This window comes from Algoriphagus ratkowskyi (genome assembly GCF_002150505.1).
GTDB lineage: Bacteria > Bacteroidota > Bacteroidia > Cytophagales > Cyclobacteriaceae > Algoriphagus > Algoriphagus ratkowskyi.
The window spans coordinates 22026-35849 of sequence record NZ_MSSV01000022.1 but is presented as its reverse complement, the minus strand read 5'-3'; the positions used below and the strand labels follow the sequence as shown (position 1 = coordinate 35849).

The following is a 13824-nucleotide window of genomic DNA, read 5'->3' as shown; positions in this document are numbered from 1 at the left end:
CAGGCTTGTTCTAGCTTGTAGAGATAAATTACATCCCTTTATGACAAAACCGTTCTTACTCAAAAGTTTAGCCTTTATTTTCCTTTTGCTAAATAGTCTGATATGTTTTTCTCAAACCCTTCCATCTTCAGTAATTTATCATAAACTCTTACAACTGAAAGAAACCAAACGAGTTCTTTATGTTGCAGCGCATCCAGATGATGAAAATACCCAGTTAATTGCCGCCTTAGGGAATGGAGAGCATGTGCAAGTCGCTTATTTGAGCTTGACCAGAGGAGATGGAGGTCAAAATTTGATAGGAAAAGAATTGGGAATAGAACTCGGACAGATTCGAACACAAGAATTATTGCAAGCCCGTGCAACCGATGGTGGAAGGCAGTTTTTCACCCGAGCCATGGATTTTGGTTATTCCAAAGATCCTGAGGAAACCCTACAAAATTGGGATAAGCAAAAGGTTCTTTCTGATGTCGTGTGGGTGATAAGGAATTTCAGGCCAGACATCATCATTACTAGATTCAACACTGAACCGGGAGGAAATCATGGGCATCATACTACTTCAGCAATTTTGGCAGAAGAAGCATTTGATCTGGCTGCGGATGCAACTAGTTTTCCTGAGCAATTAAAATTTGTGGACACATGGCAGTCCAAGAGAATTTTTTGGAATTCATACAATTTCGGCGGAGAATTTAAATCTGATAAGAGCGAGCAATATGCTATGTTTCCCGTTGGGGAATTCAATAGCTTATTGGGAACTACATATAGTCAAATTGCTGCGAACAGTCGCACAATGCACAAATCTCAGGGATTTGGCGCCACTGCTAGAATAGGTGCTGCTGATGATAATCTTCAATTCATCAAAGGAGAAGCATTTCAAACGTCGGCTTTTGAAGGAATTCCCGATCGCTGGAAGGAGATAGAGGGAGGGATGGAATTAGCATCTTTGATTCAAAGTGCCATAGATAAATTTGATTTCAAAGATCCTATTGTCAACCTGAAATCTCTTACACAAATTCGAACTAAGCTTGTTTCGCTCAACTCAAACTCATCTTGGGTAAATGAGAAAATTAAGAAATTAGATCTAGTGATTTTCGAGCTGCTAGGGTTGAAAATGGAGTTTGTGACTAACCAAGAGCTTGGGTACTCAGGGGAAAATATTAAAGCAAATTTAATTGTCAATAACCCATCTGTTGTTCTGATCAATGACATTTCATTTCATCTTTTTAACAATTCTTTTTCTGCCAAGAAAAAAGTTGCATCGAACAATGAGCCCGTTCTCATTCCTGTTGAATTTCAAATAGCAGAGGATTTGCTAATATCACAACCTTATTGGCTGGTAAATCCTGTGGTAGATGCGATCTACGATGTCAAAGATCAGCAAATGATAGGCAAGCCATTCAATGATATGAAGGTTGGTGGAGAATTGAGTTTTACGATTAATGGCCAGGAATTTAGAACTCAGGTTCCTTTAGAATATAAGTATAACGACCAGGTAGACGGTGAAACAAAGCAACCATTTACTATAGTACCAGAAATTGACTTAGAAGTCTCTGATGAAAATGTCTTTTTGATTTCAGATTTGAATCCCGTGGTAACGGTTACGGTCAATTTTAATGGAGAAGTAAAAGAAGGGGAGTTGACATTTAAAAACCTGATGAGTTCGGAGTTTCAAATCATGGGTATTGAAGAGAATTTGAACCAGAAGAAAAGACTTTACCGAGTTTCATTCAAATTGGATAAAAATGAAAAAAGAGAAGTCATCGCTCAATTTAAAACCGCTGATTCAAAAATATTTGATCAAGTTACCCATCGGATTACCTATAAACATATTCCAAATCTGACCTACTTTTCACCAGCATCAATGAATTTGATTCAGGAAGATTGGAAAGTGTCAGGAGCTAAAATCGGATACATCATGGGAGCGGGAGACGATGTTCCTGCTGTACTTTCATCTCTGGGATATCAAGTGTCAGAAATCTCCGATTATTCCCTAGCAAATCTCTCCCAATATAAAAGTATCGTAGTCGGAATAAGAGCTTATAATACTAACGCAGCTCTTGCGGCGAACCAACAGAACTTAATGACTTATGTAGAAAATGGAGGAACTGTTGTGGTACAATATAATGTAAGCAGACCGCTTCTGACTGATAAGCTAGGGCCTTATCCATTTTCTATAGGAAGAGATCGAGTTACTGTTGAAGATTCCCCTTTTACCGCAGACTGGGATCATCCGATTTTGGCTGGCCCAAATGAAATTAATGTTGCTGATTTTGACGATTGGATTCAGGAGAGAGGCTTGTATTTCGTGTCAACTTTTGCGCCGGAATACTCCACGCCACTTACTTTCCAAGATCCGAATGAAGATCCACTTAATAACTCTCTGATCTACGCTAAATACGGCAAGGGAACGTACATATACACTGGAATCTCATTCTTCCGTGAGTTACCTGCGGGAGTGCCAGGAGCTACTAAATTATTTATCAATTTGATCGAGCAATAGTTTTGGAGGAAAAACAGATACGTTGGAAATACTTATACGCAGGGTTAATTGCATCGCTTTTTATCCTCATGGCACTTTTTTATTGGCTTAAAGTGGCATACGCATGAGCACCTTAGATTGGGTGGTGCTTTTTGGCACCTTGGCTTTGATAGTCACATACGGGATTTATAAAACCTACGGTCCTAAGAGTCTGGACTCTTACCTTCGAGGTAAAAATTCGATGAACTGGTGGTCGATTGGTTTATCCATTATGGCCACACAAGCTTCTGCCATAACTTTCTTGAGCACGCCTGGCCAGGCTTATGAAGATGGGATGCGCTTCATCCAATTTTACTTTGGTTTGCCGCTAGCGATGATTGTCATTTCGGTGGTTTTCATACCGATCTATTATAAACTGAAGGTTTACACAGCGTATGAATTCCTTGAAAATCGTTTTGACCTAAAGACTCGTACGCTTGCAGCCCTGCTATTTATCATTCAACGAGGCTTAGCAGCTGGAATTACAATTTATGCACCAGCGATTATTCTGTCCACCTTACTTGGTTGGAATTTGACTGCAACAAATATTCTGATAGGCTCAGTAGTGATTCTTTACACCGTTTCAGGCGGAACAGAAGCAGTTTCTATTACCCAAAAACAGCAAATGGCTGTGATGATGGGCGGGATGGTTTTAGCAGGAATTATTGTGATTCAAATGCTTCCTATTTCCTTTCAGGAAGCCATGCATGTGGCGGGGAAAATGGATAAGCTGAACATGATCAACTTAGAATTTGATATTTCTGATCGCTACAATGTATGGTCTGGTATGACTGCAGCGGTTTTTCTTTTCCTTTCTTACTTTGGTACGGATCAGAGTCAGGTGCAACGTTACCTATCAGGTCAGACACTTGCGCAAAGTAGAATGGGTTTGATCATGAATGGCTTCTTAAAAATCCCAATGCAGTTCATTATTCTGTTTATTGGAGTGATGGTATTTGTATTTTACCAATTCTTTTTGCCACCAGTTGTATTCAATACCGTTCAAACTGACAAACTTCGACAGAGTGAATATGCTGGAGAATTTGAAGGGTTAGAAGCTGATTATGCTGAGAATTTTGAACAGAGTAAAAATTCGTATCTAGAAATGCTCGATGCCATTGACCAGAAGGATGAAGGCAGAGAAACTGAAATTCGTGAGAGAATTGGTGTTCTAAAATCTGAACAAAAAGCAATCCGGGATGAGGTAAAGGATTTGATTGTAACAAACGATCCTGTAGCAGAGACCAGAGATACAGATTACGTATTTATGCGGTTTGTAATGGATAATTTACCCAAAGGGATCATAGGATTGCTATTCGCTGTGATTTTCTCAGCAGCCATGTCATCTACAGCTTCGGAACTGAATGCACTTGGATCGACGACTACAATAGATTTGTATAAGAGATCTGTCAAAAAAGAAGCTAGCGATAAGCATTACCTGAACTCATCGAAGTTATTTACAGCATTTTGGGGCTTAGGAGCCATACTCTTTGCTACCTACGCATCTTTATTTGAAAATTTGATTCAAGCCGTAAACCTTCTGGGCTCACTATTTTATGGGACAATACTCGGAATTTTCTTAGTTGCCTTTTTTATGAAGTGGGTGAAAGGCCAAGCTGTATTTATTGCTGCGCTGATGTCTCAGGCATTGGTGTTATTTGTTCATTTTAGCAACGGAGATATGGCTGATGGTAATCTTTGGGATATTGGATTTCTTTGGTACAATCCTATAGGCTGTCTCGCCGTTATGTTATTTGCCGCACTTATTCAGCTGGTGATACCACCAAAACACTCCTAATCAATTCGAGTAGTAGTTTACTTTTCTTAAGAATTAAAAATAAGTCGCTCTACGTGTTTATGCCAATGCCATTATAGATTATGTAAAATGCGTTAATGTATTAACTTTTTTTATTCGGTTGAAAAATTGATGAAAACTCAACTTTTAGAATAAAAATATAATTATACCAGAAAATTTTATTTATAAACTCAGAAACCTAATTTGCATGTTAATCATTGCCTTATTTAAGTGTTTGTATGAGTAATTCGCCATTGCTGAACAGTAAAATTTTAGATAATTCATCAGTAAGTTTTCAAGATTTTGATCCTGACCAAGACAATTCATTAATCAGAATTAACAAGTTAGCATCAGTTTCTTGCGAGACAATGATGTCAGTAATTGGGGTTAGGAATTCAGAGAATCAATGGTTCAGAGGTGGCTTTGGCTACAATTTTCAGGATAATTTGCTTTTAAATTTTATCCATAGTTATGCCCTGAATACATCAGGTTTTTTTGAGTTCTCAGATCTCTCCAAAATCAATTTCCCAGAAGCTATTGGATCTTTTTTCTCCTCAAATGACATCAAGTTCTTGGCGGGATTGCAGGTTAGAGATGAGGAAAATGAGGTGATAGGATTCTTGGTGATCTTGGATAAGGAACCTAAGAGTCTTAGTGAAGGAAAAAAGGAGGTATTAGAATTACTAGCTGAAGATGTAGCTTTTGCGCTAAAAGAGGGGAAATTAGGCCGCGGTATTAATAGTTTTGAGAAGTTGTTCAATATTTCCCATGACCTAATTTGTATAGCAGGTACAGATGGCTTTTTCAAAAAGATTAATCCCTCATTTACTAAACTACTAGGTTGGACTGAGGAGGTCTTATTGACTAGGTCATTTTTTGAATTAGTACACAAAGAGGATTTAGAGAAAACAAAATTGTGTCTGCAGAAGCTAGCTAGCGGAGAATCTACTATTAATTTTATTCATAGGTTTCAGCATGAGAATGGAACGTACAAGATTTTGGAATGGGTAGCTACTCCAGAGGAAAAGTCAGGCGAACTATATGCGATAGCGAGAGATATTACTGAGGTTAGTAAAAGGGATTTGGAGGTTGCTGAAAGTGAAAAGCGACAGCGCATTTTTTTTAAAAATTCCCAAGGTTTCATGTGTACGCATGACATGCAAGGAAATCTGCTTTCAGTGAATAAAGCAGGTGCATCCATGTTAGGCTATTCCGAAGAAGAGGTTCTCGGTATGAGCTTATACGATATTGTCCCAGATTATCGTCACGAGGCAGTGGATATATATTTAAAAGCCATAGAATCGGAAGGCAAACTGAACAGTCAGATAATAACTAAGCATAAAAATGGCGAGGAGTTTATTTGGATGTTTAATAATGTTCTTGAAAAAAGCAGCTCAGATGATGGGTACTATGTTATAGGGAACGCAGTAGATGTCACGAGTAGAGTGAAGCTTGAGGAAGACTTAAGACAGACCAAGTTACTTCTTGAGGAAACAGGGCGAGTAGCTAGGGTGGGAGGATGGAACTTCGATCTTCAGAATCAAAAAGTGACTTGGACTCCTATGACCAAACTCATCCATGAGCTGGATCTTGATTACGTTCCTGATTTAGCCACCGGAATCAATTTTTACAAAGAAGGTCCTAGTAGAGAAAATATTTTAAAAGCGTTGGATTCCTGCATTTCAGAAGGTAAATCATGGGATTTAGAGCTTCAAATCATTACCAATCTAGGAAATGAAATTTGGGTTCGTGCATTAGGGCATGCAGAATTCAAAAACGACGTATGCATTAGAGTTTTCGGAACGTTCCAGGATATAGATGAATCTAAAAAAGCACAATTGGAACTGGAAAGAACCAAGAATCTTGCTGAGGAAGCAAGTATTGCCAAATCTGAGTTTTTGGCTAATATGAGCCATGAGATTCGTACGCCTCTAAATGGAGTTATAGGATTCACAGATCTAGTTTTAAAAACAAACTTAAATGAAACTCAGCATCAATACCTTTCAATTGTAAATCAGTCAGGTAATGCACTTTTAAGTATCATTAATGATATACTGGATTTTTCGAAAATAGAGGCGGGCAAACTAGAGTTAGATGTAGAGAAATGCGATCTATATGAGATGTGCTCTCAGGCTACGGACATTATCACGTATCAAATACAAAGCAAGGGATTAGAAATGTTGCTAAATATTTCGACCGAACTTCCCCGTTTTGCTTATACAGATTCAGTACGATTAAAGCAAATTCTAGTCAACCTCTTAGGGAATGCCTCGAAGTTTACCGAAAAGGGTGAGATAGAATTGAAAATTGAAAATTTAGCAAAAGAAGGGGATAAGCATAAAATGCGGTTTTCTGTCAGAGATACCGGTATCGGGATCAAGCCTGATAAACGGTCAAAAATATTCGAGGCGTTTTCCCAAGAAGACAGCTCTACGACAAAGAGGTATGGAGGTACTGGACTAGGACTCACCATATCCAATAGTTTGCTTAGACTAATGAACAGTCAACTAAATTTGGATAGTGTATCGGGAGAGGGAAGTGTTTTTTACTTTGACCTAAGTTTGAAGACGGAGGAAGGAGATGCGATCGCTACGTGTGATTTAGATAAAATCAAAAAAGTTTTAATTGTAGATGACAATGAGAACAATAGATTAATAGTTAGACAGATGCTTCTCCTTAAAAATATTCAGTCTTCAGAGGCGAAAAATGGGTTTGAAGCACTGCAATTATTAGCTAGTGGAGAAAGTTTTGATGTGGTATTAATGGATTATCATATGCCTTTCATGGATGGTCTTGAAACGATTCGGAAGATGAGAGAAAATTTTCCTGTGGCAGGTGGGGAACAGTCAATTATGTTGCTTCATAGTTCGTCAGACGATCAGAAAATAATTGATAGTTGCAGAGAACTTCATGTGAAGCATCGCTTGCTTAAGCCTCTAAAGATTCAAGACTTCTATCATGCCCTTTCAAAACTTAATACTCCTGAGGCTCACCTGAATGAGCCGCTGAAAGAAGCAGTAATTAGCCCATCCAAAGTTTTCACTGTGTTAGTAGCAGAGGATAATATGGTGAATATGCTCTTGGCGCGTACCATAATCAATAAAATTGCGCCTAATGCAACTATGATAGAAGTAATTAATGGATTAGAAGCATTGGAATATTGCCAAAATCAATTTCCTGATATTATACTCATGGATGTTCAGATGCCTGAAATGAATGGTTATGAAGCAACCAGAAACATTAGACAATTAGAGAAAGATACACATGTTCCTATCATTGCATTTACCGCAGGGAATGTGAAAGGAGAGAGAGAAAAATGTCTGGCAGCTGGCATGGATGATTTTGTTGTAAAGCCAGTGGTGGAAGAAACAGTAGTGATGATCCTGAATAAATGGCTTGATTCCAATGTTAATTTTATGCTAGCAAAGGAAGGTGAAGATAGTACAACAGTGGATTCTCATTATAATCCGGCGAAGTTGAAAAACTATACAGACCATGATCCAAAAGTGCTAGAGAAGATTTTATCAATTGTGAAATCGGAATTGAAGGGATCTTTAACGGTATTACACGACTTAATAGAAAAAAAAGAAATTATTGGGATAAATGAGTTGGGGCATAAGCTATATGGAACAGCAAGCTCTGCAGGAATGAATATTATTGCCAACATGGCCATAGAGTTTGAAAAAATGGAGAGGTTTGATGAGGCGAAAATGAATTCAATGTATGAGGATTTAGTGACAGAGATTAATCTTGTTCTCGAGATGATGGATAGATAGAATTCTAATCCATCTATTTGCAACTTTAGGCATATAAACTTTGCCGGATTATTGGGTGAGGATATTTATTTTTTAATTGATTTAGATAAAAAATAATTTAGAAGGAGCTGGATGGTCTTGAGTTAGGAGCTATTAATTACACCCCAATTTTCATATATCTAAAAATTTCTTTTAACAATAAAACAAAAAAAAAGTCCCGAATTTCTTCGGGACTTTTTGCGGAATGGACGGGACTCGAACCCGCGACCTCCTGCGTGACAGGCAGGCATTCTAACCAGCTGAACTACCACTCCGTTAATTTATTATGTCACTTAAGGATAAACTTACTTATGCTTTTTGTTTAAAAAGCCATTCAAGATGTCACCTTCCCTATAAGTCGGGACAAGCTAAGCAGCTGATCTATCAAAATTCAATAAGTTAATTGTCACTTTTCGATGAACTTTTTCATCAAATAAAAGCGGAATGGACGGGACTCGAACCCGCGACCTCCTGCGTGACAGGCAGGCATTCTAACCAGCTGAACTACCACTCCGTTTATTATTATGTCACTTAAGGATAAACTTACTTATCCATTTGAAATGCCTTCCAACTTGCGAACTTCCCGATATGTCGGGACATTCTAACCAGCTGAACTACCACTCCATTTAATTCAGATTCGAACTTGTTGATGATTACTCGACAACAACCCCGTTTTTGAGTGATGCAAAGGTATGTTTTTGATTTGTTATTGCAAAAGTAGAATGGGAAAATTGCTGATAGTTTTCGTATAAACTTCTTTCTCAGAGAGATAATTTTTATTTGAGCCAACATGGATATGAAGTATTTTCGGTTTTTATGCATTTATCCTACTAATTGACGGTGTAGATTTTCTTTCAACAATAAAATCAACGACTAAGCTGTTGCCACCAATTAAAATTTTTAATTCCCAAGTGTATATTCTTATCTTTGGCTATTCCAAAAATCTCCAGAATGGTATTAGAATTCGAAAAACCTATAGCTGATTTAGAACAAAAACTTCAGGAAATGAAGGAGTTGGCTATCGGCAGAAATATCGATTTAAGTTCAGATATTGAATCCCTTGAAGATAAAATCCTCACTTTGAAGAAAGAAACTTTTCAAAATCTGACCCGCTGGCAGCGAGTTCAGCTCTCTCGACATGCAGAAAGACCTTATGCGCTCGATTATATCTATGAGATGACAAATGATTTTGTCGAATTACATGGAGATAGAAATGTAGCAGACGATAAGGCTATGATAGGTGGACTGGGAGACTTAGATGGCCGATCTGTCATGTTTGTAGGGCAGCAAAAAGGAAGAAACACCAAGCAGCGTCAAATGCGTAATTTTGGGATGGCAAACCCTGAAGGCTATAGAAAAGCCTTACGCCTTATGAAAATGGCGGAGAAGTTTGGTAAGCCAATTGTCACTTTGATCGATACTCCAGGCGCATTCCCAGGATTAGAAGCAGAAGAAAGAGGACAGGGTGAAGCAATTGCTCGCAACATTAGAGATATGTTCATGCTGAAAGTTCCTGTAATCTGCATCATCATTGGCGAAGGAGCTTCAGGTGGTGCATTGGGCATCGCGATAGGTGATCGGGTAATGATGTTAGAAAACTCATGGTATTCTGTTATTTCCCCTGAAAACTGCTCTACGATTCTTTGGAGAAGCTGGGATTACAAGGAGCAAGCAGCCGAGTCATTAAAATTGACGGCTATTGACATGAAAGGCAATGGATTGGTGGATGGTATCATCCCTGAGCCACTTGGCGGAGCTCATAGAGATATGAAAAAAATGGCGATCACCTTAAAGGAGGCTATTTTACATGCTTTGAAGGAATTAGATAAAATCAAACCTGAGAAAAGGATTGAACAGCGTATCGACAAGTTTTGCTCGATGGGTGTAGTAGTTGAGTAAAATATTTCAAGCCCGGACTTCTTCCAAAGTCCGGGATTTTCTTTTGTATTATGGAGTTACACGTAGTCAATACAGAGTTTTTCAAATTGGATGGCGGGGCCATGTTTGGAGTCGTGCCAAAGACCCTTTGGTCCAGAACAAATCAAGCGGATGAAAACAACCTGTGTACTTGGGCAATGAGATCCCTACTTGTGGTTGATGGCGACAGGATCGTATTAATTGACAATGGAATAGGAGATAAGCAGGATGCTAAGTTCTTCTCTCATTTCTATCTCCATGGTGATGACAGCTTGGACAAAAGTCTCAAGAGACTTGGAGTTAGTCCTCATCAGATCACAGATAACTTTCTTACTCACTTGCATTTCGATCATTGTGGTGGCGGCGTGAGGTATGGCTCACACGGGCAGTACGAAATGACTTTCCCTAGAGCGACTTATTGGTCAAATAAAGAGCATTGGCAATGGGCAACTGTTCCTAACCCTCGTGAAAAAGCATCTTTTTTAGAAGAGAATATTCTTCCAATGCAGGAATTGGGGCAATTGGAGTATTTGGATTTAGATAACAAATCATTCTTTCCAGGCTTTGACTTTATTACGGTTGACGGGCATACAGATAAACAGATGCTTCCTAAAATCCAGTATAAAGGAAAAACGGTAGTTTTTGTAGCTGATTTATTACCATCAGTAGGCCATATCCCTTTGCCTTATGTAATGGGCTACGACACGCGGCCTCTTCTCACGATGGACGAAAAGTCCAAGTTTTTAGAAGAAGCAGCCCGTGAAAAGTATATACTTTTTCTAGAGCACGATGCTGAGAACGAATGCTGTACTGTGAAAATGACGGACAGAGGTGTTCGCTTAGATCAAACATTTAGATTGGATGAAATCTAAGCTGAAAATTGGGATAGCGCTATCAGGCGGTGGAGTGAGGGGTATTTCTCATTTGGGCGTATTGAAAGCATTAACTGAGTCAGGTATACATCCCACGAAGGTTTCTGGGACTTCAGCGGGAGCAATTGTAGGAGCAATGTTTTGTCAAGGGTATACACCTGATGACATTTTGAAAATAATTGTTAAGACTAATTATTTCAAGTTTATGCGTCCCGCCATTTCTTTGACGGGATTTCTTAAAATGGATTCAGTTGGAGCTTTATTTAAGCTTTATTTAGATCACGATGATTTTGCGAAGCTGAAAATCCCTTTAACTGTAGCTGCTACTGATATTAAAAAAGCCAAAGTACGATACTATTCTGAAGGTGAATTGATCCGGCCTATAATGGCTTCATCTTGTATCCCAGGAATGTTTGACCCCATTGTGATCGGGAAAAATTATATGGTGGATGGGGGAGTATTGAATAATCTCCCCGTTGAGCCACTTGAAGGAATATGCGATTATGTAATTGGAGTGAATTGTAATCAATTACCTCAAGAAACAAATATCAGTAACATGAAAAAGCTGATTGAAAGATCGGTAATTATGGCTATGAATTACAATGTGTACAGCCGTGAGTCTAAATGTGACTATTTTATTGAGCCTCCAGAGTTGGCGAAATATGGCGTGTTTGACATAAAGAAAGCATCCGAACTTTTCAGTGTCGGTTATGACTTTACGATGAATTATATTGAAAATAATCCTACTATCTTAGAATTGGCTGTGGATAGCAATAAATCTAATAAAGTATGATGAAGTTTTTATCGAGAATTGTGTTTTGGGTTTCAGGTTGGTCTCTGAACAATCAATGGCCAGAGGGATTGAAAAAGGCAGTTCTTATCGCTATTCCGCATACTTCTAATTGGGATATTCTTTACGCGAGAGCAGCCTTTTTTCTCATGGATATCCCTGTGCGCTTCACTATCAAAAAGGAAGTGATGGTAGGGCCTTTAGGATGGTTGCTTAAAGGTCTCGGGGCAATTGCTATTGATAGAAAACGGGTTCCTGGAGGGAGGAAACAGACCTATACGGAGTCAATGGTATCTATGCTCAATGAGCGCGATGAACTTGTCATCATGGTGACGCCTGAAGGAACTAGAGATCAAGTAAAAAAATGGAAATCAGGGTTTTATCATATAGCACTTGGAGCAAATGTTCCTGTGGTAGTTGGTTATTTGGATTACAAAAAAAAGGAAGCTGGTATCGGGCCATGTATTTATCCTAACGGAAATATGGATGAGCAGATTGAAGAGCTAAAAGTCTTCGGAAGAACTGTTACCGGAAGACATCCAAAAAAGGGCATTCTGTAGAGATACTTTTTCCAGCTTAACATTTTTTATAAGCGACTAAGATCAAAGACAAATTGGATTTAATTAACTTTTAATTCGAGATAAGTTTAATTGAATTCTAAAATAGCATTTTATGAGATTGTTAATGGCTGTTGCTTTATTTTTAGCAGTTAGTGCTTGTGCTTCAAAAGCAGAAAAAAAGCATACTGTTTCGGATCAAATCAGGGTTTCCTTAGATACTGTACGTGTGGATTCAGGTGATGAGTTTCTTTATTTACAGGATCACCTTTATTATTCTGGTCTATCAAATGATAAAAGCTATCTGATCAATTTCAATAGACAAGATTATACTACAGAGAAGATTGATTTAGATGAACTTAGACTTTTAGAAAAGGTTCAATTCGAAAAAGAAGGTCCTAATGGCGTACTTAACGTGGTTAATTATGTTTCACACTTCGCTCTTTTGTCAGATGGAAATATACTTTTCTGGGATTATTTTTTATATAGGATTTTTGATCAAAATGGAGATTTAGTCAGGGATTTGGCGCTTGATAAAATCGCCCCTGAATTCCTTGGAACTGATGAATACTATGCAGGAGCATTTTTTCAAGTTGAAAATAATTCAGATAGGCTTATTGTATTTATTTTTCACCAGAAGAGTGAATCCCGCATGATACTCGATTTTGATTTGAAAGATCAAACTTTTGAAAAGTTAGAGTTGCCAGAATTAGAAAAACTAAAGGATTTTAATGTTAAGCTTTTGTTTGAAGGATCTCCAGCAGGAAGCTATGGGCCAAGTGCCTCTGCTATAAATGTCAATGGGCAAATTATTATTAGTAATACTGCCTTTAATGAAATGTTGATTTTTGATCTGGAAAAAGACAGTCTCCATATTAAAAGTTGGAATACCCATTTATTGGCCGATAAGAAAAGTTATGTTCCTCCAAAAGAAGTTGAAAGAACCTCTGGTCAATTGAAGGAAATTATTAAAAAAACTGAGGAAGATATTAATTACAGATCTTTTTTTTGGGATGAAAAAAATGAACGTTTTTTCAGGTTTTCAGAAAAAATGCATTTTGGAGAAGAACTCAATGGTTACGGACACTATATATCGACTGGGTCCGATGTATTTCTAAGTATTTTTGATAAAGAATTCAATCTAATCGTTGAAGCTGAAATATCAGAACTGGCTAAGCTTCCAGTAAAATATTTTGCTAAAGATGGGGACATCTGGATGTATGAAAATATTAATGACGAACTGGCTTTCGTCATTATGGATGTTGAGATTCTCTAGATTTGAAGAGCGCTACTAAGATTTCTTGAAAACGGAGGAAAGTGGAATTATTACCAAAGTATTATTTGAAAAGCTTTAATTAATAGGATAGATATTTATCCAAAAATCGCATTTCAACGACTACCTAAATTGCCTAAGATGACATCTTTATCTGAGGTGATGATTTAAGACATTTACTAGTGAACCATTTTTCAGTCTAGTTGCTAAACTTGGATGCACTAGAAAATCACATATTAAATTTTCATTTAACTGGTTTATATAAATGCTACTGTGATGTCAATAACGGAAGCACTTGAATAAATGCGAGT

Annotated in this window: 8 protein-coding genes and 2 tRNA genes; 8 read left to right on the top strand and 2 right to left on the bottom strand. The window is 37.9% G+C overall.

Annotated elements, in window-relative coordinates:
- Positions 1–40: 40 nt before the first annotated feature.
- The 3 genes from BVH02_RS18355 to BVH02_RS18345 all read left to right on the top strand — a co-directional run bounded on the left by BVH02_RS18355 (position 41) and on the right by BVH02_RS18345 (position 8086).
- A complete protein-coding gene (locus BVH02_RS18355; RefSeq protein WP_086502929.1) occupies positions 41–2497 on the top strand; it encodes a PIG-L family deacetylase in 2457 nt (818 codons plus the stop codon).
- 103 nt (positions 2498–2600) lie between these two features.
- Positions 2601–4313 carry a sodium:solute symporter gene (locus BVH02_RS18350; RefSeq protein ID WP_086502928.1) on the top strand — a complete coding sequence of 571 codons (1713 nt, stop codon included), beginning with the start codon at positions 2601–2603 and terminating at the stop codon, positions 4311–4313.
- Between the two features lie 236 nt (positions 4314–4549).
- Positions 4550–8086, top strand: coding sequence for a PAS domain-containing hybrid sensor histidine kinase/response regulator (locus BVH02_RS18345; protein WP_086502927.1), 3537 nt, complete (start codon positions 4550–4552; stop codon positions 8084–8086).
- A 219-nt stretch (positions 8087–8305) separates the two neighbouring features.
- On the opposite strand, the gene BVH02_RS18340 is transcribed toward BVH02_RS18345, so the two are convergent.
- Together BVH02_RS18340 and BVH02_RS18335 are read right to left on the bottom strand one after the other, a co-directional pair.
- Positions 8306–8379: transfer RNA gene (locus tag BVH02_RS18340), tRNA-Asp, on the bottom strand.
- A gap of 165 nt (positions 8380–8544) precedes the next feature.
- Positions 8545–8618 (bottom strand) — tRNA-Asp (locus BVH02_RS18335).
- A 437-nt stretch (positions 8619–9055) separates the two neighbouring features.
- On the opposite strand from BVH02_RS18335, the gene BVH02_RS18330 reads away from it, so the two are divergent.
- From BVH02_RS18330 to BVH02_RS18310, 5 genes are all read left to right on the top strand, one after another.
- Entirely contained in the window at positions 9056–10003 is a 948-nt protein-coding gene (locus BVH02_RS18330) for an acetyl-CoA carboxylase carboxyltransferase subunit alpha (protein WP_086502942.1), read from the top strand.
- Between the two features lie 50 nt (positions 10004–10053).
- Entirely contained in the window at positions 10054–10893 is an 840-nt protein-coding gene (locus tag BVH02_RS18325; RefSeq protein ID WP_086502926.1) for an MBL fold metallo-hydrolase, read from the top strand.
- Positions 10883–11686 (top strand): patatin-like phospholipase family protein, encoded by an 804-nt coding sequence (locus BVH02_RS18320; protein WP_086502925.1) that lies wholly within the window; start codon positions 10883–10885, stop codon positions 11684–11686. Before BVH02_RS18325 ends, BVH02_RS18320 begins: the two co-directional genes overlap by 11 nt.
- Complete coding sequence (locus BVH02_RS18315) at positions 11683–12243, top strand: 1-acyl-sn-glycerol-3-phosphate acyltransferase (RefSeq protein ID WP_086502924.1); 561 nt, start codon at positions 11683–11685, stop codon at positions 12241–12243. The genes BVH02_RS18320 and BVH02_RS18315 overlap by 4 nt, the downstream gene beginning before the upstream one ends.
- A gap of 112 nt (positions 12244–12355) precedes the next feature.
- Positions 12356–13516 carry a DUF4221 family protein gene (locus BVH02_RS18310; protein WP_086502923.1) on the top strand — a complete coding sequence of 387 codons (1161 nt, stop codon included), beginning with the start codon at positions 12356–12358 and terminating at the stop codon, positions 13514–13516.
- The last annotated feature ends 308 nt before the right edge of the window (positions 13517–13824 follow it).